Origin of the sequence: Listeria ivanovii subsp. londoniensis (assembly GCF_000763495.1) — a bacterium.
Taxonomy (GTDB): Bacteria; Bacillota; Bacilli; order Lactobacillales; family Listeriaceae; genus Listeria; species Listeria londoniensis.
Window position 1 is genome coordinate 1407579 of record NZ_CP009576.1, and the last position, 21364, is coordinate 1428942.

General features: G+C 32.2%; 19 protein-coding genes and 4 pseudogenes. 15 read left to right on the top strand and 8 right to left on the bottom strand.

Annotated elements, in window-relative coordinates; all coding sequences use genetic code 11:
* Window positions 1–386 precede the first annotated feature (386 nt).
* The 6 genes and pseudogenes from JL53_RS06915 to JL53_RS15845 form a co-directional block, all read left to right on the top strand.
* Window positions 387–1727 carry a leucine-rich repeat domain-containing protein gene (locus tag JL53_RS06915; RefSeq protein WP_052010578.1) on the top strand — a complete coding sequence of 447 codons (1341 nt, stop codon included), beginning with the start codon at window positions 387–389 and terminating at the stop codon, window positions 1725–1727.
* A gap of 288 nt (window positions 1728–2015) precedes the next feature.
* On the top strand, window positions 2016–2708 hold the full coding sequence (locus JL53_RS06920; protein WP_038407182.1) for an Ig-like domain-containing protein: 693 nt from the start codon (window positions 2016–2018) through the stop codon (window positions 2706–2708).
* 295 nt (window positions 2709–3003) lie between these two features.
* Complete coding sequence (locus tag JL53_RS15660; RefSeq protein ID WP_052010579.1) at window positions 3004–4134, top strand: internalin N-terminal domain-containing protein; 1131 nt, start codon at window positions 3004–3006, stop codon at window positions 4132–4134.
* 351 nt (window positions 4135–4485) lie between these two features.
* Window positions 4486–5241 (top strand): annotated as a pseudogene (locus tag JL53_RS06930) (Ig-like domain-containing protein); the annotation flags it as partial.
* 691 nt (window positions 5242–5932) lie between these two features.
* A pseudogene (locus JL53_RS15840) lies at window positions 5933–6832 on the top strand (Ig-like domain-containing protein); the annotation flags it as partial.
* 186 nt (window positions 6833–7018) lie between these two features.
* Window positions 7019–7810 (top strand): annotated as a pseudogene (locus JL53_RS15845) (leucine-rich repeat domain-containing protein); the annotation flags it as partial.
* A gap of 522 nt (window positions 7811–8332) precedes the next feature.
* Here the strand turns inward: JL53_RS15845 and smcL are convergent.
* A complete protein-coding gene (gene smcL / locus JL53_RS06945) occupies window positions 8333–9340 on the bottom strand; it encodes a sphingomyelinase C SmcL (RefSeq protein WP_038407183.1) in 1008 nt (335 codons plus the stop codon).
* Between the two features lie 379 nt (window positions 9341–9719).
* On the opposite strand from smcL, the gene JL53_RS06950 reads away from it, so the two are divergent.
* The gene (locus JL53_RS06950; protein WP_038407184.1) at window positions 9720–10664 is read left to right on the top strand and encodes a leucine-rich repeat domain-containing protein; all 945 of its coding nucleotides are present in this window, start codon (window positions 9720–9722) and stop codon (window positions 10662–10664) included.
* Window positions 10665–11037: 373 nt separating this feature from the next.
* On the top strand, window positions 11038–11733 hold the full coding sequence (locus JL53_RS06955) for an internalin N-terminal domain-containing protein (protein ID WP_038407185.1): 696 nt from the start codon (window positions 11038–11040) through the stop codon (window positions 11731–11733).
* A 103-nt stretch (window positions 11734–11836) separates the two neighbouring features.
* On the opposite strand, the gene JL53_RS16015 is transcribed toward JL53_RS06955, so the two are convergent.
* Entirely contained in the window at window positions 11837–11893 is a 57-nt protein-coding gene (locus tag JL53_RS16015) for a hypothetical protein (protein WP_376740591.1), read from the bottom strand.
* A 38-nt stretch (window positions 11894–11931) separates the two neighbouring features.
* Window positions 11932–12217 (bottom strand): annotated as a pseudogene (locus tag JL53_RS15570) (IS3-like element ISLmo1 family transposase); the annotation flags it as partial.
* 598 nt (window positions 12218–12815) lie between these two features.
* Here JL53_RS15570 and JL53_RS06965 point away from each other — a divergent pair.
* The 3 genes from JL53_RS06965 to JL53_RS15665 all read left to right on the top strand — a co-directional run bounded on the left by JL53_RS06965 (window position 12816) and on the right by JL53_RS15665 (window position 14848).
* Window positions 12816–13781 carry an acyltransferase family protein gene (locus JL53_RS06965; RefSeq protein ID WP_038407186.1) on the top strand — a complete coding sequence of 322 codons (966 nt, stop codon included), beginning with the start codon at window positions 12816–12818 and terminating at the stop codon, window positions 13779–13781.
* Between the two features lie 369 nt (window positions 13782–14150).
* The gene (locus tag JL53_RS15170; RefSeq protein WP_052010584.1) at window positions 14151–14666 is read left to right on the top strand and encodes a hypothetical protein; all 516 of its coding nucleotides are present in this window, start codon (window positions 14151–14153) and stop codon (window positions 14664–14666) included.
* Window positions 14667–14689: 23 nt separating this feature from the next.
* Window positions 14690–14848, top strand: a complete 159-nt coding sequence (locus JL53_RS15665) for a hypothetical protein (RefSeq protein ID WP_003720369.1) — start codon at window positions 14690–14692, stop codon at window positions 14846–14848.
* A gap of 243 nt (window positions 14849–15091) precedes the next feature.
* Here JL53_RS15665 and JL53_RS06975 read toward each other — a convergent pair whose 3' ends face one another.
* On the bottom strand, window positions 15092–15685 hold the full coding sequence (locus JL53_RS06975) for a YdeI/OmpD-associated family protein (protein ID WP_003720368.1): 594 nt from the start codon (window positions 15683–15685) through the stop codon (window positions 15092–15094).
* Window positions 15686–15810: 125 nt separating this feature from the next.
* Complete coding sequence (locus tag JL53_RS06980) at window positions 15811–16218, bottom strand: VOC family protein (protein ID WP_003720367.1); 408 nt, start codon at window positions 16216–16218, stop codon at window positions 15811–15813.
* Between the two features lie 164 nt (window positions 16219–16382).
* Between JL53_RS06980 and JL53_RS06985 the strand changes: the two genes are divergently transcribed.
* Window positions 16383–16994 carry a histidine phosphatase family protein gene (locus tag JL53_RS06985; RefSeq protein WP_038407187.1) on the top strand — a complete coding sequence of 204 codons (612 nt, stop codon included), beginning with the start codon at window positions 16383–16385 and terminating at the stop codon, window positions 16992–16994.
* A 44-nt stretch (window positions 16995–17038) separates the two neighbouring features.
* Here the strand turns inward: JL53_RS06985 and JL53_RS06990 are convergent, their stop codons facing one another.
* Complete coding sequence (locus JL53_RS06990) at window positions 17039–17299, bottom strand: hypothetical protein (RefSeq protein WP_038407188.1); 261 nt, start codon at window positions 17297–17299, stop codon at window positions 17039–17041.
* Window positions 17300–17423: 124 nt separating this feature from the next.
* Here JL53_RS06990 and JL53_RS06995 point away from each other — a divergent pair, with 124 nt between their 5' ends.
* From JL53_RS06995 to JL53_RS07005, 3 genes are all read left to right on the top strand, one after another.
* Window positions 17424–18836 (top strand): DEAD/DEAH box helicase, encoded by a 1413-nt coding sequence (locus JL53_RS06995; protein WP_038407189.1) that lies wholly within the window; start codon window positions 17424–17426, stop codon window positions 18834–18836.
* 24 nt (window positions 18837–18860) lie between these two features.
* The gene (locus JL53_RS07000) at window positions 18861–19124 is read left to right on the top strand and encodes a DUF3116 family protein (protein ID WP_038407190.1); all 264 of its coding nucleotides are present in this window, start codon (window positions 18861–18863) and stop codon (window positions 19122–19124) included.
* A 151-nt stretch (window positions 19125–19275) separates the two neighbouring features.
* Window positions 19276–19752, top strand: coding sequence for an NUDIX hydrolase (locus JL53_RS07005; RefSeq protein WP_003720362.1), 477 nt, complete (start codon window positions 19276–19278; stop codon window positions 19750–19752).
* A gap of 37 nt (window positions 19753–19789) precedes the next feature.
* On the opposite strand, the gene JL53_RS07010 is transcribed toward JL53_RS07005, so the two are convergent.
* Both JL53_RS07010 and JL53_RS07015 read right to left on the bottom strand, forming a co-directional pair.
* Window positions 19790–20035: a hypothetical protein gene (locus JL53_RS07010; protein ID WP_003720361.1), complete on the bottom strand. Its 246-nt coding sequence runs from the start codon at window positions 20033–20035 to the stop codon at window positions 19790–19792.
* Window positions 20032–21237 carry an MFS transporter gene (locus JL53_RS07015; RefSeq protein ID WP_003720360.1) on the bottom strand — a complete coding sequence of 402 codons (1206 nt, stop codon included), beginning with the start codon at window positions 21235–21237 and terminating at the stop codon, window positions 20032–20034. The genes JL53_RS07010 and JL53_RS07015 overlap by 4 nt, the downstream gene beginning before the upstream one ends.
* Window positions 21238–21364: the final 127 nt, after the last annotated feature.

The window sequence follows — 21364 nt, forward strand, 5'->3', positions numbered from 1 at the left end:
TTAGTATAAGGGCTATTCTAAAAATTTACGCATAATATCATAACTAGAGACTAGGATAAAAAGGTCTCTAAAAGGCAAAAGCAGAAATCATGTCTATTCCATTTTTCAAAATGGCTCTATACAATGATTTCTGCTTTTCTATTTTCCAATTTTATTGCCGAACTTTAGTTATGCCCCAGCCTCATTAGAGTCATTTAGGCTAATTATTTTTAGAATTTTTTACTTTCAATGAAAAAATTAACTTTTGTTATATAAATAATTCCTTTTTTTATATACAATAAAAAATTGGAAGATGTTAAAGAGATATAGTTAATGGTTATGTGAAAAACTATCTATATGAAAATTCTTTTTGACGTTTCTAATTTATGGAAGAGGAGTGTAAACTGTTGAGAAAAAAAGAATGGTTAAAAAAAGTATTACGGGCACTTTTACTAACATTTATTGTGGCGTGTGTGAACACAAGTTTAGGAATGAAGGGAAATGCCGCAAGTATTCCACATCCGATGCCTATTGATAAGGTTTTTCCAGATTCTAGTCTAGCGAATGAGATGAAAATAGCCTTAGGAAAGAAAAGTGTAACAGATGTTATTACGCCAAAAGAATTAGAAGCGAAAACCCAATTCAATGCAGAGCATAAAAATATTCAATCAATTGAAGGGTTACAGTATTTAACTAATTTAGAAGTGCTGTATTTGTCTGGGAATCAAATAACTAATATTAGCCCTTTAAAAAAATTAAAAAAATTAGTCGTATTAAATTTGGCAGACAATGAGTTAAGTGACATAAGTGATATAATTAAATTCTCAAGCTCGAGTGCGTTAAAACGCTTATTTCTAAATAATAATCAACTAACAGATATTAGTGCATTAGCTAATTTAACTAATTTGGAAACTTTAGATGTAATGCATAATAAATTAAGTAGTATTCAAGCACTAGCTAGCTTGAAAAAATTAAAAATGTTACGTTTGAGTGGAAATCAAATAAGCAATATAACAGGTTTAGAAGGATTGAGTAATTTAGAGTATGTAGAGATAGTTAATCAAGATTGCATAAATGAACCCATATGCTATCAACCTTACTTAATGATCCCCAATAGTATCAAAGGTTTGGAAGGTAAGTCTATTGCACCAAAAAAAATTAGGAATAATGGTAAATATGTCCAGGAGAATGTTCAGTGGGTGTTATCTAGTTATGTTAATGAAGTAAGTTACACCTTTGATGAGATAATAAGGGTTGGAAAAACACGAGCCAAATTTCATGGAAGAGTAATACAACCATTAGAACGAAAGAACCTATTTATTGAAGAGTTAAAGCCTATTAAACAAATTTTCCCAGATGCAAATCTAGCAGAAATCCTTAGAAGAGCTTTAAAGAAAAAGCATGTTACGGATCTTGTTTCGCAACATGAATTGGACAAAATAACAGAAGTCCACGCAGAGGATAGAGGTGTTACTTCCATTGAAGGACTGCAATATTTATCTAATTTAAATAAACTTTATTTAGCTGATAACCAAATAAGCGATATTCGTTCTTTAGAAGTATTAACTCAAATAAAAGAATTATACTTAGATAATAATGCTTTAACGGATAAGAGCGTTAGTGGACTTATCAACTTAGCGAACTTAAACACACTTTCTATTAGAGATAATAAAGTGAGTGGGGCAATGGCTAGAAATTTAATGAACAATTTAACCAAACTAAAAGATTTTAATTGGTGTGAACAATAATTTTCCAGAACACTACTACGTTTACCATGAGCAACCTTATGCATAAATGTTAGTGAACATATAGTTATTCTATGCTCTCGCTTCATAGCGGGGGCTTTTTTTACCTAATTAAAAATGAGTTATTTTTTACTATTAAAAAAGATCACTAATCGCAGTAAAAAATTAACATTTGTTATGTAAGCGCCTTCTTTTATTTGCTAAAATATGAGTATACAAAGAGACATGGAAAAGGTAGATGACATAGTGTTTTTTTGTATTTCTAAATTTATTTCTAAGGAGTGAAGTGCAGTGAGAAAAAATAAGTGGTTACAAAATGTGGTAGTAGCAATGTTAGTATTAGTGGTAGGTTTGTGTATTAATACAGGTTCTGGGACTAAGGTACAGGCTGCAAAGATTTCACATCCGATGCCTATTAATCAAATTTTTCCAGATCCGGATCTAGCCAAAGCTGTGAAACAAAATTTAGGGTTAAAAAATATTACAGATCGTGTTTCTCAAAAGACGCTAGATAAAGTACGAAAATTCAATGGTATTCAAGCTAATATTGAATCTCTAGAAGGGCTACAATATTTGACTAAATTAGAAGAACTATTTTTGTCTTCTAACCAAATAAAGGATATTAGTCCTTTGAGAGATTTAACGGAACTAAGAGTATTAGATTTAAAAATGAATGAAATAAAAGATTTAACACCTCTAAGAGGATTGGATAAGATAACTTGTCTAGATGTGATTTATCAAAAAATAGTTGAAGACTCCGTACCATTCGAACCGGACTTAGTTATTCCAATTACGGTTAAAAAGCCAGATGACAGTTTGATTACACCGAAATGTATTACGGATAACGGAGCTTATATATACGGTGACATTATATGGAATTTACCTCGCTATAAGAAAGAAGTAAGCTATAAGTTTGGGGAATTTATAAACGTTGGTAAAACACGTACCACATTTACTGGTATGGTGAAACAACCACTATATTAAAAGGTTCCATTTTTAAATTGAGTCCTCGCATTCGTTTTGCGGGGCTTTTTTATGCCATAAAACACGCCAAGTATCTGCTACAATTTAGCATTAATAGATGTATGTTTTATTTTCTCAATGAAGAAAATGATGGATAGGAAAAAATAGTAACTTTTGTTATATAAGAAGTTCCTTTTTTTAGCTAAAATACTCAGTTGGAATCTAGTAAAAAGAGGTATAAGTGGCTAAGTGATAAAAAAACAATCCATTGAAGCCTTTTTTGCTATTTTTAATGTAATAAAAGGAGGAAAATTTATTGAGAAAAACAAAATGGTTAAAGAATCTATTAATAATCACGCTAGTAACGATTATTATTGTAGGTGTGAACACAAGTTTGGAAAACAAGGTGCAGGCTACGAGTATTACAGGGGCATTGCCAATTAATCAAATCTTTCCAGATCCTAATTTAGCAGAAGAAGTGAAAAAAGTTTTAGGAAAGAAAAGTGTGACAAATGTTATTTCTCAAATGGAATTAGAACGTATAGATATATTTAATGCTAATGAACGCAACATTCAATCTATTGAAGGATTACAGTATTGTACTAAATTAAACAACTTGGATTTATCAGGTAATCAGATAAGTGATATCAGTCCTTTAAAAAATTTAACAGAACTAAGAGTATTGGATTTAAGAATAAATGAAATAAGAGATTTAAATGCATTAAAAGGGTTAAAGCAGCTAACAATGGTAGATCTAGCTTATCAAAAATGGACTGAAAAAATAGCTTACCAACCAAAAATAGTTATTGTAAATGCCATCAAAGGTCCAGATGGTGAGATGGTTCGCCCCCATTTTATTAGTGATAATGGAATATATATAAATGGTGATATTATATGGAATTTACCTACTTATAGGCAAGAAGTAAGCTATAAGTTCGGACAACTTATAAGTGTTGGGAAAACAATGACCACATTTAATGGTATGGTAGTGCATCAACTATACTCAGAGATGCCTTTAATAAAAAGAGCGATGCCCATTAACAAAATTTTTCCAGATTACAATTTGGCCAAAGTAATAAAAAACACCTTAAGAAAGAAGGAATTGACAGATGTTATATCACAAAGCGAACTAAATAAAGTGGAACAAATCAAGGCAGAGAATAAAACTATTTACTCTATTGAAGGGATGCAATATTTGTCCAACTTAAGAACCCTACATCTATCTGATAACCAAATACGTGATATTTATCCTTTAGAAAATTTAGCGCATTTATCAGAAGTATCTTTAAATAATAATGATTTAACAGATGAAAGCATTGCTGAACTCTTAAAAATGAAACAATTAGAGTGTCTCTCTATTTGGTCTTATAAAATGAACAGTGCGAATGCCAGAAACACAATCAACCATTTAATCAAACGAAAAGATTTTAAATGGAGCGAAAAATAATGGATTACATTTACAATCGCCGAACCTGTACAAAATAGTCAGTTGTATGTAAAGAAACAAGCGTATATACTTTTAGCTAATGTAAAAAAATTTAAGTGAAGAGTAATCAAGGTTACTCTGCTGCTTATTGTAAAGGCAATTGCAGTAAATAAATTGAAATTATTACCCAAATACAGCTTTTTTTCGATAAAAAAATATAGTTATGAGTTAAATGTTAACTATTGTTATATAAATAAATTCTTTTTTTTATTAAAATGCATAGTTGGAATAAGTTAAAAAGATACGTAAGTGTTTAGCTGACCAAAACTATTCTTTTTGACCGTTCCAATTTATTTAAGGGAGTGTAAATCATTGAGGAAAAAAATTGGGTTAAAAAATGTAGTAGTAGCAATGTTAGTATTAATTGTAGGTTTTTGTATCAATGTTAGTTCTGAAACAAAGGTACACGCGGCAAGTATTCAATGTCCGATGCCTATAAATGAAGTTTTTCCGGATTATGGTTTAGCAAATGCGGTGAAACGACACTTAGGAAAGCAAAGTGTTACAGATCTTATTTCGCAAAGAGAATTAGATGGAGTGCAAAGGTTAAATGGGAATAATTGCAATATTAAATGTATTAAAGGGATACAATATCTTACTAATTTAAAGCAGTTATACCTATCTTATAATCAGATAAGCGATATTAGCATGCTTACTTCTTTGACTCAAATAGAGTTGTTATCTTTAATGCAAAATAAGCTAAAGGACATTGATCCATTAGTTAACTTGACCAAATTAAGATATTTGTATATGGGTAACAATCAATTAAGAGATTTATGGGCATTAGAAGGGTTGGAGAATTTAGAATATGTAGAGGCAGAGGAACAAATCTGCGTCAATAATCCTATTGTATACAAACCTAAATTGGTTATTCCAAATACGATTAAAGACATGATAGGAAAACCAATTACTCCAAATTTTATTAGCGATAATGGGGAATATGTAAATACTGTTGTTGTATGGGAGTTGCTGATGTATAAAACAGAAGTAAGTTATAAGTTTAAGGAGATTTTAAACATCGGAAAAGATCATGTTCTATTTAGTGGTGTAGTAATTCAACCATTGGAATTAGAGACATCAGCTGATGAAAAAGGAACCTCTATTAACCAAGCTTTACCAGAGTCAAATCTAGCAGAAGCACTTAAAAAAGGCTTAAGAAAACAGGATAGTACAGAAGCAAGGCCACAGAATGAATTAGATAAAGCAAAAGAATTTCGTGATGCAAATAGAGGAAATGCCATGTTTATGCAACTTAAGAAGTCTTTATTTATGTGATACCATATCCTTTGGAAACATTATTTCCGTTAAATGGTTAACGCGAGCGGATTAATGAAATGAGACAATAAAGGTGAGTCTAGGGTAAACTCAAAGTAGTTAATGATTAATTTAATTAAACTAGAAGATTTTAGTAGGTATGCCAATTACTACGTTACAATGAACGAAATTGTACATAGTAGTTAGAAAAGGTATATTCGTATATATTTTTGCTCTTGCTTTATAGTGAGAGCTTTTTTGCAATAAAAATACAAGGTATGTTTGGTGTGAACTGCTATGCATATTGCAAGATTAAAGGTCGAAAGCAAGTTAGCATTAATATTTAGTCAATTGTCTCATTGAAGGTGAATGAGGTTATTAACTTTTGTGATATAAATTGTTTCTTTTTTAATCTAAAATACAGAGTTGGAACATGTTGAAGCTATTTTTAGATGGTTATATGAAAGGCCTATCCGTCCGAAAAGTCTTTGAGTGTTGCTAATTTATGCAAAAGGAGTGCAATGTATTGAGAAAAAGTAATTGGTTGAAAGAAGTTATAGCTATGCTAGTTTTCATTGTAGGTTTATGTATTATGATGGGTTTTGGAACAAAGGTACAGGCTGCAAGTATTTCAAAGCCATTGCCCATTAATCAAATTTTTCCAGATTCTGGTCTAGCAGAAAAGGTGAAAAAAAGTTTAGGGAAAAAGAGCGTAACCGACTTAGTTTCACAATGGGAGCTAAATCGCGTACTAGTATTTAATGGTAATGGCTGCAACATCGAATCTATTGAAGGACTACAATATTTTACTAATTTAAAAGAACTGTATTTGTCTCGCAATCTGATAAATGATCTTAGTCCATTAAAGGATTTAGCTAAATTGAGCCTATTGTGTATAAACAAAAATAAACTAGAGAATTTAAGTGATATTCCTACTGCTCAATTAGTTCGCTTATTGGCCGATGATAACGAGCTCAGAGATGCCAATTCACTTACACATTTGAAGTATCTAGAGACTTTATCTATTAGTAAAAATAAATTAAAAAATATTGAAGGGCTCTCCCATTTATCCAAACTAAAATTATTGGACTTGAGTAGAAATGAATTAAGAAATTTATCTCCATTAAAAAGACTAAAGAAGATAAGCTGGCTAGATTTGACTTGTCAAAAATGTGTGAATGAACCAGTGGAATATAACTCTAAATTGGTTATTCCAAACACTATCAAAGCTCCAAATAAAAAAATAATTTCCCCAAGTTTTATTAGTAATAATGGAATGTATATAAATGGACAGGTTACATGGGACTTACCAACTTATACAAGTGAAGTAAGCTATAATTTTAGCCGAGTTGTAAGAGTAGGACAAACGAAAGCTCTGTTTGATGGTACAGTGATACAACCATTACTTCCTAATAATGAAGATGAAAAAGATTTTTCGGAGTCCAATCAAACAAAAGGACAAGATGAAAGTCTAAGAAAAAAGAATAATACGGATGTTGAGCCAAAGGGGGAATTAGATGAATCTCGCACTGTAAGAATCTCCAAACCGAGACCTATCAATGACATTTTTCCGGATCCTGGCCTAGCAAATGAAGTGAAGAGAGTTTTAGGCAAAAAGAGTGTGTCAGATATTGTTACGCAAAAAGAACTAAATAAAATAAAGAAATATTTGAATTGCGATGGAAGCAACATCAAATCTCTTGAAGGGGTTCAATTTTTAACAAACTTGGAGGAGTTACATGCATGCGAGAACCAAATAAGCGATTTAAGTCCGTTAAAGGATTTAACTAATTTATCCTCACTTTATTTGAAAAACAATAAGCTAAAAAGTTTAAGTGGAGTACCGACTGCACAATTAGTTCACTTAGTAGTAGACAATAATGAACTATCCGAAGTAAATCCACTGAATCATTCGCAGTACCTAGAAAACTTATCTATGAGTAAGAATAAGCTGAAAAACATCAACGGACTTGCCAATTTAACTAATCTTAGAACATTAAACTTGAGTAAAAATGAGTTAAGCGATTTAAGTCCATTAAGAAAGTTGAAGAAGTTAAATTCATTAAATGCGTCTGGGCAAATATGCGTGAATCAACCAGTCGAATACCAACCAAAAGTCGTTATTCCAAATACGGTCAAAGGTCCGAATTGCGCGCTAGTCTTCCCGAGAGATATTAGTGATAACGGGGAATATGCAAACGGTCATATTACATGGAATTTACCTTTTTATAAAAAAGAAGTAGTCTATACATTTAAAAAAAATGAGCGAGTTTGGGAAATCGAGACTAAATTTGATGGGACAGTGATACAACCGTTGTATTTAAAGTTACCTATTAATAAAATCAACCTCAATAGCCAAGAAATTTCAGAATTTAACTGTTAGAGACATTATTCTTTAGATAATAGAGATTAACAAATGAACGCATTAGCGGGTTTAAAGACTCTCTTTTTCTGGAAATAATGGGATAAAAGTTTTACTAGGAATTTAAGAATTCATTTAAGTATTTTAGAAGATTTAATGGATGTAAAAATAGTATCTATAGATTTGTTGAGGGTGGACAAAAGGGTCTCTAAAATGAAAAACAAGCAGAAATCATGTCTATTCCATTTTTCGAAATGGCACTATACAATGATTTCTGCTTTTCTGTGTTCCAACTTTTATTGTTAAGATTTAGTTATGTCCCAAACTTTTTTTATTTATAAGTGTATTCTATTAAGCTAGATGAGATTCTTTCTTGGAAGATTATCAACCTAATTCTTTATAATCAGACTATTTAGAATGGATTTCAAGAAAAAAATACGTGTGAAGCAAAAAGTCCCAGTTGACACTTTTGGTCCACACGCTGAATCTAACTAGTTAGAATAATAAATGACGGTACTTCAATTTTAAAATTGTAGCTGTTTTTTAGTTATTATCAGTAAAACCAACTACAGGATAATGATCCGAAAAATCTTGATACGTATAAGTTTTAAACCAAGATCTCACAGACCATTGTGGTGACTTGGTATGCAAGACTTTGTTATGCCATGAATCTGGACGTGCGTGATTGTTTTCAACAAAAATATAATCAAGGTATTCTGGTGCTGCCTTTGGATAACTTTCTTTCAACATCGAATTAGTTGTTGGATCCCAAGTAGCCATTTGTCCGTTAAAGTTTGCTGGAGAGCTAACTTTTAAAAGTTTTAACATATCATGATACTCATCTGTACCGTAGTTAACATTCAAATCGCCTCCAATAAAGATAACTTCTTCTTTAGATATATTTTTATGGGCAATAAATGTTTGAATTTCTTGCATTTGTTCTGCACGAATCTCCCGGCTAGTATCTTTAGAAATACTCGAGTCATCCGCTTGGGTATGAGTTCCAATTATATGATAAGGTTTTCCGTTTTTCATAATTTTAACATAGGCGAATCCTTTATTACTGAGCCGATCTGCGCCACCGCCGCGCTGAAAAATATGTTGGCTTTTTTCGACAATAGGCCACTTGCTAACGACAGCCACTCCACCATCTTCCAAAGCAAAATTGGAATAATTTCCTTCCGTTTTATCCCAACCTTGTTTACTTCTCCCAATTACGGGCGTTTGATGAGGGTACATTTCTCTAAGATTATTTAATAGTCGATGTGAAGCACTTGTATCAAAAGCTTCGTTTAAAATAACGACATCATTACCTTTCATATAGTCCGCTTGTGCAATTAAATCAGCTCGGTGCATTTGTCCCCAATTAGGATATATATTCCTAGAAAATAAATAAACGTTGTGTGAAGTAATCTTAAAATTACCTGGATACTCATCACTAGCTTGTGTTTTCAGCTCACCATAGTGGCCAAATAAAAATGTGAAAAAGAGTAAAAAAATGAAAGCACCGCATATTTTGGGTATTGTTTTTATAATTTTAAATTTTTCCATATTTCCTCCATCATTTTTAATGAAATAAAGTCATTTATTATTCATTTTATAGTATAGTGTGTTTTTTTTTAGAGTTCAATAACATTTTTGAAAAGATTATTATTCACTTTCGCAATAGGCGAGAGTCAAAATGGAGCTTGAATCATTAAATTAAATTTGAATTTTTATCGGATAGATGAGGATGATATAACACTTTTAGTGCTGTCTATCCTCGATAATAGGGGGATTAACTTTTGTTATATACATAAATCATTGCTTTTATTAAAATATATATTTGAAATGGAGGAAAGATTTGAGGATATTTAGCTAGATGACAAAACACATTCCGTTCGAAAGTTCTTTTTGCTGTTTCTAATTTATGAAAGAGGAGTGTAAAACATTGAGGAAAAATGATTTGTTGAAAAATGTTTTAATAGCAATATTAGTAACAGTTATTGTTGTATGCATCAATATAGGTTTGGAAAAAAAGGCCCAAGCTGCTAAAATTACACAGCCGCTGCCAATTATTCAAATCTTTCCAGACCGTGCTTTAGCGGAAAGAGTGAAAGAAATTCTTAAAAAGAGCGATATAACAGATGTTGTTTCGCAAGGGGAACTAGATGAGGTGAAAATATGTAATGCTAATGGTCGCACGATTACATCTATCAAAGGCATACAATACCTTACTAATTTAAAAGAGCTATATCTGTCGCGTAACCACATACGAGATCTCACTCCTTTAAAAGATTTAACTGATTTGGCGATACTCAGTTTGGATAATAATAAACTGGAAAATTTGAATGGCATCCCAAGTAATAAATTAGTCCGCTTATCACTCGAAGATAATGAACTCACACAAGTTGATGCACTTGCAGGTTTGACGAAACTTGAAACATTGTTTATTAGTAAAAATCAGTTAAGAAATATTGATGGACTTGCCAATTTAACCAACCTAAAAATATTGGATTTAAATAGAAATGAACTATCAGACTTAACCCCATTAGCAAAATTGGAGAAGTTAATCTCGATTCATTTGGCCAACCAAAAATGTGTAAATGAACCATTAAAATACAAATCAAAATTAGTTATTTCAAATACTGTCAAAGGTCCGGATAGCGTCTTAATTACACCAAACTATATTAGCGATAATGGAAGCTATACAGGTGGTCAATTTAAGTGGAACTTACCTATTTATATGGAAAAAGTATACTACACGTTTGCTAAAACAGTGAAAATTGGGGAGCAGGATGTCTTATTTAATGGTATAGTTATCCAACCGTTATACCCAAAGAAGCGAGAGAATATGAAAAGAGCTTCATTTTACCTATGTGGCTTAACAAAATAAATGGTGATATGTAACTTGCAATAGTTTGACACCAATGAATATTAATTTCTTTTAGCTCATCTTATTAACTTAAGAAAATCTTCAAAACGTGACTCCCGTGGAATTAGGGGTAGTAAACGTTTTGGAGATTTTTTATGTCCATTTATTCCCGGTTTTAATTGCATTTTGTAGCCAATTTATCCTTTATTATTGTGAAAAGCTATATATTTTATATTGTTTATGTAAAAAAACAGAAAAAATTAACACTTGTTAAGGGGGATATTGTGTATTTCAAGTATGATATGTATATAGAGATGAGGAAAATCGATAGAAAGAATTTGTTGAAATGAAGAGAAATTTTCCTTTTCTAATTTTTTTTAAGGAGTGAAGATCAGTGAGAAAAAGCAATTGGTTAAAAAGTGTAGTAGTAGCAATGTTAGTATTAATTGTAGGTTTTTGTATTAATATTGGTTCTGGAACAAAGGTACATGCAGCAAGTATTTCACATCCGATGCCTATTAATCAAATTTTTCCAGATCCTGATCTAGCGAAAGTAGTAAAACGAACTTTAGGAAAACAAAGTGTTACAGATGTTGTTTCTCAAAAGGAATTAGATAGTGTGCAAGGATTAAATGGTAATGAAAGCAACATTAAATCTCTTGAAGGCTTACAACTTTTGAATAAATTAGAAGTGCTATTTTTAGCGTCTAATCAAATAAAGGATATTACTCCGTTAAAAGATTTAACTAATCTAAAAGTATTAGATTTGAAAGGGAATCAAATAAGTGATTTAACACCGCTATATGGTTTGAAAAATCTAACCTCTCTAGATGTGGTTTATCAAAAAATAGTGGAAACCCCTGTGACTTACGAGCCAGATTTAGTTATCCCAATTACGGTCAAAAAACCAGATGGAAGCTTAGTTACTCCAAAATGTATTACGGATAACGGGGCCTATATATATGGTGATATTATTTGGAACTTGTCAGCTTATAAAAAAGAAGTAAGCTATAAATTTGGGGAACGCATCCAAGTGGGGAAAGTAAGTACCACATTTACTGGCATGGTGAAACAGCCATTGATACGTTGACACCAAGGATTTTAGGATACAACATTGCGTGATTTCAAAAAAAGCTAAACCCTCGTATTTACACTAACATAGGAAAATGAGAATTGAATAAAAATACTTTTGATTAGGCTGCTTGTTCCCTGAAATTAACGGGAGACTGGTGGCCTAATTTTTGTTGCATTCTTTTTTTATCATATTTAATGTAATCTTTTACAATTCCAACGCCTTGTACTTTTTTAAGATTTCCAGTCCCTCTTCTTTTTGGCGAAGAGCTATTTTTAATTGCTCTATTTCGGGTAATTCAACGAGACCTTTTTGATATTTATATTGTTTTCCTACCCCTTGATGAAACTGATGGGTTACTCCATTTCGATACCAGCGCACCAAATTTTCCCTTGTGTCGGATTCTTGCTGTGTCCATAATTTCTTTGGTTGCTTTGCTAGCTAGCGTCATTTTGATTGCTTCTACTTTTATTTCTACTGGATACACAACACTTGTACTCACAAAAAACACCGCCGTTAATTTCATTTTACATGAATTCAACGAAAGTGTTTTTCTTTTTTTCTCATTTTTTAGTGGCAGTGCCTATTTTACGGTTTTTTTATATGTTGATTTAATAAAAAAATTTTCTTATAGTGCATGTAAAAAAGCTACACAAGTAAATACTAACTTTTGTTTTATACATAGTTTTTAAATTGAGATACATATTTGAAAAAGCCTAAGAGATTGTGTAGTCTATAAGTGGATTTTCGTCCCTTGATAATTCTTTTTAATCGTACTATTTTATACAGAAGGAGAGAAAAGAGTTGAGTAATTAAGTATTATGCTAGCTTTACCAAGCCTATGAGAGCTTAATTGGTGTACAAATTAAATAGATAAAATAATTGTGAAGGCTATAAATAACTGGTCTATAAAATCCTTTCATTGTTTGACTCTATTCTCCCAATTTCAAGTTAAAATCTGAATTAGGGGACGGATTTACTTTTTTATGTTTGAAAAAAAGACCGTATATATAGTATTTTGTTATTATATTGTTTTAAATTTTATTCTAGAGTATATTATAAGTTGAGAAAGATATTATTTAATTATTGGAGGGGAAAATTTGAAAACAACGGGATACGACATACAAATATCTAACATGAAAGGGATGCTTATTTTTTTGGTAATACTAGGGCATATTTTGTTAATAGTGGGCTCTAAAGAGGATGTGATATTTGATATTATTTATTCATTTCATATGCCGGCATTCATTTTTATTAGTGGTATATGCAGTCAAAAGGGGAATTTTAAGAAAATAGGTAGATTAATTGGCCTTTTTATTATTTTCCAGCCACTCTTTTTATTATTGGGGTTCCTGGTTGGATATTATCCAGCCATTACTATGAAAATGTTAGTTACTCCAGCTTATCATTTGTGGTATTTATTAGCACTCGCAGCTTGGACATTATTGGTAATTTATGCGAATAAACGGGGGAAATATGCAGTGGACACATTGTTATTAGTAGTTGTTTTGTTAGTTTTAGCAGTTGTTAATAGATATTTTTATAGTACACAATTTTTGACTATCACTAGAATACTTAGCTTTGCTCCTTATTTTATTGCAGGTTTTTATTTAAGTACAAATGGCTTATTAAGAACACGTGAATTGATAAAAAGATATAAATACATAGGTATAGTGACATTAGTAATATTAGTCAGTTTTACATATTATTTATTTTCAGAGAATCCGAATGCATATTTTTCTTTATTTGTAGGTTTTGCAGGAAAAGCAACATTTAGTGCATCAATAATAGGTTATTTAATAAGTGTATTTGCCTCTTTTGTTTTAGCGTTTTTATGGATTATGCTAATGATAATACTAGTTCCTACTAAAAAAACTAATTTAATAGTAGTCGGGAATAATACGTTATATCCTTATATATTACATCCAATTATTATTTTTCTCATGGTACCAAAGATTGCTTATTTTTCAGAACAAACAGCGATTTTTCAATTAACATTTGCATTACTGATGGCTATTTCCGTATTCTCTATATTTACCATGATACTGAAAAAGGAGAGAGTTTAGCTTTCTAATATGAATAATACGGATACGAGTAATCTATATACATAAATATACAGCCTCTATTTAAAATTATGTTAAAAAAAGTAATAAATCTTTCATATTTAATATAAAAATAGTATGTAAACTTATTTAAAAATGAATTTTTTGTGACAGCCTAATTTAACTTTGTATAAATTGTAAATAATGACTCAAAGAAAGAATATTTTAAGCATAAAAATCATTATCATGCTCAATGCCATGTAACAATTTTCTTAAGGCAACCATTTTTATTGCCATTCGAAATAAAAAGTTAGCGCTTCTTTACAGTTTCGGTTATACATACCTTATTCATGTTATCCTATATTTCTAAAACATCTTAGAAAGAGGGAAAACATGAAAAAAAAATGGATAATTACAGTAGCCACTTGTTTCATTTTTGCAAACATAGCACCATCAGTTTCATTAGCTAATGAGAACCAAGAAAAGAATAGTATAGGAGGGAAGATGTCTACCAATAGCAAGACTGTTAATTTCTTAAATAGCAATTTAGAAACGAGTGCAGAACCAATCTTCCAAATGGTTACTTCTAACCAAACGGATGGTGGCGGATCTAGTTATAAATATGTTTCCAAACAAGTAGTTAATTTAGAAAGCATAGGAGTTAACCTTGTGTACAGAGCTTTGATTGCTGGTGGTCTTGGTTCCGTACCAATGGGAAAAGCAGCTGCTAGAGCAATGATTACAACAGGATTAAGTGGTTTATTTGATACCTATAAATATATGAGGCAAACGATTTACAAAAAATCAGATAAAAAATATTACTATTATAAAGTTATAAATGAATTTTCAAACAGTAAAACGACTTGGAAAGGTCCAGTAAAAACGAGTTATCAAAAAGTGAGAAGATAAAAATCATTAGGGAGCTAACCATCTTGAATTATAAAAAATGGATTGGATACATACTTTTTTTCATCGTAATATTTAGTGCTGGAACACTTCTATTTAAAAATTTTGATATTAGCGTGTTGATTATTGCAACGATTGCCTATTCAATAGCAATTATACCGACTGTTAAAAAGAAAAAAGAATAATCTTTCAAAGATCTCAAATTTATTTTTGAGATCTTTTTTGGAGGAGTGCATGAGCATCCTAATAAATATATATCCTTGTTTATTTTATTTCTATGTGAAAAACATCCATAAATCATGATAATTCAATTGAAAATAAAGGATAAAATTTATTAAGAGAGGATGATATAAACGCAGAACAAAAAAACGGGAATATAAGCGCCGATACAAGACAATCTTAAGTCTCGTGCCGGCGCTTCATTAAATTTAATCATTGAGTCCTAATCCATCAAATATCTGTTCCTGGTATTTTTCAATCCGTGAAATCCGTGTTTTAGATTGTTTTGGTGCTGCAAAAAATAACAAGTAAGCTCGTTGACGTCCAGGCGTTAAAGCTTCGAATGCCTCTTTAAATGCTGGTAGCTCGTCAAATTTCGTTTGAAGTTCTTCGGGAATAGGGAATTCTCTATCCTGCTTCATCGCCACTTTTAGACCTGCAGCTTCTACTTCGATTGCATTTTGAATGTAACTTTTTAAAGTAGACTCCCTATCTAAAATCTGTTGAAGGCTAGTGAATCTGATTTGCCTTGCAGCTTGCACATTTTCAGTTTGTTGTACTAGAATATTTGCAGGATCACGTAGTAGCGCACCTTTCATAAATAGAAGGGCACAGTACTCTTTAAAGCCATGGATGAGGAAAACATTGCCACCATTTAAAGCGTAACAAGGTTTGCCCCATTTGAACTCTTCTGTTAGTCCGAACTCGACTGCAATTGCTCTTAAAGCTTTAAATTCTGCTTGCCAGTTACTTGGTTTGTTAAGAAATGCGTCTACTTTTGGATTTAATTCCGTTTTTGCCATAAAAGAATACCTCGTTTCGGTTGTTTATCATTCTGTGGTACGTGTTATTTTAACTTAATATGGAAGGTCATGCAAATTGGATGAAAAGAAAGAACCTGAAAGCTATTTCAGATTCTTTTTTGAAATTAAGATAAATTAAATTGCCAACCAATACCAAAGCGATCAGTAACCTGACCATATTTTTCTGACCAAAAAGTTTTGGCAAGCGGCATGATGACAGTACCACCTTCAGAAAGCTGATTAAATTGCTTAGTAAGTTGCATTTCATCAGCTGTATCAATCACTAAGGTAATATTATCACCAAAAGTGAGTGGCATAGATTTAGGAATATCAGAAAACATCACTTTTACCCCATCAATCAGTAAACTTGCATTCATCACTAGATCTTTTAGCTCATTATCAATCGGTTCATTTTCTGGATGGACTTCGCCGTACGTCATTAAATCTGTACATTTACCCCCAAAAACTTCTTCATAAAACGTAATAGCATCTCTGGATTGTGTCCTGAAAGTCAAATAAACATTTAAAACCATTGGAACTCCTCCTTGATTTATATTCGTTCAAGTAAGAATCATTTAAGTGGTTTTATTATAGCAGATACAGTTGAAAAGAGGAAAAATTAAGCTAAACAATTACTTGACTTGGAGTTACTCCGGAATGGTAGACTATAAATAAACCATATTTTGGAGGGAATTACATGGAAAAAATAGTATATTTAATGCGTCACGGCCAAACATTGTTTAATGAACGAAAAAAAATTCAAGGCTTTTGTGATGCACCACTGACAGAACTTGGAATCAAACAAGCCAAAATAGCGGGAAGCTACTTTCAAGAAAATAATATCCGGTTTGATAAAGCCTACAGTTCCACATCAGAACGAGCTTCAGACACATTAGAATTAGTCACAAAAATGGATTACATAAGATTAAAAGGATTGAAAGAGTGGAATTTTGGAACATTTGAAGGGGAAAGTGAAGATTTAAATCCAACACTGCCATACGGAGACTTTTTTGCTGCATATGGCGGAGAACGAGAAAAAGACTTCCAAAATCGGATAGTTTCGACGATGGACAGTATTATGAGTCAAGAACAGCATGAAGTAATTTTTGCTGTTTCTCATGGAGCAGCATGTGCGCAATTTGCCCGTTACTGGGAAAATACAAGTAAAATTGGCAAAATAAGTGGATTGAAAAACGGATGTATTTTAAAATTCGAATATGAAAATGGCACATTTAGCCTTGTTAACTTCATTAATCATGATTTTGAGAACGGAGCGCATATCGAAGCAGTTAAAACAGCAACAACTTAAAAAATAGCCTCTTATTAGAAATAGATTCTAATAAGAGGCTATTTTTATTGAAATAAGTTCTTTATTTTATCCAAAAAACCACCAGTCAATTCATTTGCAGTATCTTGTATGTTTTCTGTAAGTCCGCTTGCTTGATCTTGCAAGTTTTCCGTTAAGTTGGTCGCTTCATTTTGTAAGTTTTCCGTCACGTTCGTCGCTTGTTCGCCGAGTTCTGTTGCTTTGTTAGTGGCATCTTCTGTTAGTTGACCGAGGTTTTCCAGTGGCAATGATTCAGTTACTTTATTCTTTAAATCCTCTAAATTCATTGTTTTCCTCCTTATTTTGGGGGCTTATAGTTCATTTTAGAGGAAGAAAGCAGGAAGTACAAACAATTCGTATTATCCTAGGGGAACAAATATGGTATGATGGGATGAGGAAATGAGGACTGACATGAATAATTTAAAATTAAGTGAAGAAATTAAACGAGCAATTAATGAACTAGGATATAAAGACGCGACACCTGTTCAAAAAGAAGTTATCCCTGTTGCATTAACAGGAAAAGACATTGTGGCAAAATCACAAACAGGAAGTGGTAAAACAGCCGCATTTGCGATTCCGATTGCTGAACAAGTCATTTGGGAAGAGAACAAACCACAAGCATTAATTATCGTTCCAACGAGAGAACTCGGCGTACAAGTTAAAACAGAATGTACAAATATTGGTAGATTTAAACGCATTAAAGCGGCGGCAATTTATGGTCAATCGCCCTTTGCTAAACAAAAACTAGAACTAAGTCAAAAAAATCATATCGTTGTTGGAACTCCAGGACGTTTATTAGATCATATTGAAAAAGGCACACTGAATGTAGATAAAGTAGCCTATTTAGTATTAGATGAAGTAGACGAAATGTTAAGTATGGGTTTTATTGATCAAGTAGAAGAAATTTTACAGTTTTTACCGAAAAAGCGCCAAAATTTATTCTTTTCGGCAACAATGCCAGAGGAAATGCATGATTTAATCAAACGATATCAAGATGATCCCGTTGTCATTGAAATGGCAGCAGAAAAAACAAATCCAATCACACATATCGAAATGCAAACAGAAAACAAAGAAAAGACGCTTCAAGATGTTTTGATCACAGAAAATCCAGATAGTGCGATTATTTTTTGTAACACTAAAAATCAAGTAGATGAACTAAGTGATTTACTACAAGTAAATGCAGCTAAAATTCATGGTGGCCTGCGACAAGAAGAGCGTTTCCGTGCGATGGATGATTTTAAAAGTGGTAAATCACGCTTTTTAATTGCAACAGATGTAGCTGGACGAGGAATTGATGTGGAAAATGTTACATTAGTTATTAATTACGACTTACCTATTGAAAAAGAAAATTATGTCCATCGTATCGGCCGGACTGGTCGCGCAGGAAATAGTGGGAAAGCAATTAGTTTCGTAAAAACAAATGAAAATCCATTACTTCGAGATATTGAAGACATGTTAAACATCACGATTCAAAAGAAACGCAAACCAACCATCATTGAAGTAAAAGCAAGTGAAGAAGCATTCCGTAAGAAACAACAAAAACGTCCTACAATCAAGAAAGCACGCGGCGAAAAACTAAATAAAAACATCATGAAACTCTATTTTAATGGTGGTAAAAAGAAAAAAATCCGAGCAGTAGATTTTGTAGGGACAATTTCAAAATTAGAGGGCATTACATCAGAAGATATTGGCATTATTACAATAGAAGACCACGTTTCATTTGTAGAAATACTTAATGGAAAAGGGCCGGCAGTTCTCGAAATGATGCGTTCCCGTAAAGTGAAGGGGAGACGCCTTAAAGTGAACGAGGCAAGAAAACGATAATTTAACGAAAAGAAGGGCTCTGGCATGGAAAGGCCAAGTAATAGGCTGATTTTTATGGTACTAAACGTCGTGAAAAATCCAACTTACAATATTAAATCCCTAACCATTAACTTTTTACAGAGCAGTATTGTTGGGGACGCAACCAGAAATGAACTTTTATATTGTACTTATTGGTTAGAATTTCATGGCTTTATTGAACGTGATAAAAATAATACACATCAAAAATATTACAGCATGACCAAACAAGGCGATTATTTATTAGAGAAAATTAAACATGAACTTTCATAAATTGTTCATAGTCTATTCATATTTATTCGTTATATTAAGCGTAACCTTTTTTCAATAAAATAGCTCACCTGACAGCATCCGTCTCCCTACTAAAACGCGGATGCTGTTATTTGTGCTATACTAAAACAAAAATGAAAATGTAGGTGGGGACATGTATCAATATACACTTTGCTTTATCGAGCGTGCAGATGAAATTTTATTATTAAATAGACAAAAAAGTCCGTGGATGGGAAGTTGGAATGGAGTGGGTGGCAAAATTGAGCAGGGAGAATCGCTTCTTCATTCGATTAAACGTGAAATTACCGAAGAAACAGGTATTCCCGCAAATGCTTATCAAATTCGTGATATTGGTGTAATGAAATGGTTTGTTAATGGAGAAAATCTTGGCGGCATGCATTTATTTATCGCAAAACTTCCGGAAGATTATCATTACCCGACTCCCAAAGCTACAGAGGAAGGCATACTTGATTTTAAGAAAAAAACTTGGATCTTAAATCCTGAAAATACCGGTATCGTCAATAATCTCCCGTATATATTACAACACATTCCACTTAAACCAAACAGAATAGAAATTTCGACCGACTATCAAGAAAATATATTATTAGATATCAATCATCAAACTTTATAAAAAAGCATTGCGACTTAGCGCAATGCTTTTACTAATATCATGAAGTGGTAAAGTAGTTTGCTTGCCATCTACTAATTAAATCTTTGGCATCTTCTGTGGATAACTTTTTGTGGCCAATAATTTGTTCTTTAGCAATTTCTAAGCTTTCAAAGTGATCAATTAATCGCTGTGCAGGGTTATTAATATATACATCACTTAAAAGAATGGAAGCTGTTTTTTCTGTCTCAGCGGCGTGAATTCCAACGATATATCCTGCTGCCGTAACTAATAATAATTTATTCATATTTCTTCGCTCCTTTGTATTTGTTCTACTGTGTTATGAACCGATTTTTTTCTAGACAAAAACATATAAATGAAAATACAGGCAAAGGCAATTAAACCTGCAATAATATAAATCCCTTGGAACGACAATACATGATGGATTTCGCCCATAATATAAGGACCAATTCCTAACCCTAAATCAAGTCCAATAAAATAAGTAGATAGTCCAATACCAATTCGATGTGGCTCACAAACCTTCAAACAAACAGCTTGGCCATTGGACATAAAGGTGCCGTAACCTAAGCCAATCAGTCCACCTGAGATAAGTAAAACTAAACTAGAAGTCGCAGTGCTTAAAACTACTAAACCTACTGCCAAAAAGATGTAACTAGGGTACATAACATATTTTTCACCTTTCGCATCAAAGATTTTCCCGGACATCGGTCTTGTAAAGGTAATAACTAACGCATAAACAACAAAGAAAAAAGTTCCAGCACTTACTAAATTAATTTCTCTTGCATAAGAAGCGAGGAATGTGAGTACACTGGAATAAGAAATCCCCATTAAAAAGGCAATAAACGTAATTGGAATAACTTTGTATTCGATAAAACTTTTCACAGTCCAAGTTTGTAAAGCTTTTTTGTGTTCAGGCGTTAAAACAATATTTTTAACTGGAAGATAGAAACAAAGAATGGCTGTTAGGAAAACAATGACAGAAGAGAAAATAATGATCGTATAAAAACTTGTATAACTTAATAAAATCATCCCAATAAAAGGCCCAATAGCAGCTGCAAGACTCGTGCTAAGTCCGTAATAATTAATTCCTTCTCCATTTCTAGACGGAGGAATGTAGGCCGTTACAATCGCATTGGTGGCCGTAGATGTTGTTCCATACGCAAAACCATTTAAGAAGCGTATAAAGAACATTATCCCAATGGTCGGCATATATAAGTAAGCTACCGTAGTTAGTAAGAAAAATATAATGCCATATCTTAAAACTCGCTTACGTCCCAGTAATTCTAACTTTTTACCCATATATAATCTGGCAAGTAAGGTTCCGATAATATAAATACCAGAAGCAAAACCAGCCTCGCCAAGTGACGCATTCAACTCCTCTTGGGCAATCACGGCGATAATAACCATCAGCAAATAATAAACCAGATAAACAACAAAGTTAATCAATGTAATCAAGATAAAACCCTTGTTAAATAATTTTTCTTTCATAAAATAAAATCCCTTTCTACTTGTAATCTGCTATTTTTCTCAGCGACAAGCAATATTATAGGGGATTTTTCTGTTTTGTATTTTTAAGTTTGTTATTTCTTTCTGATATAGACAAAAATGTATAACA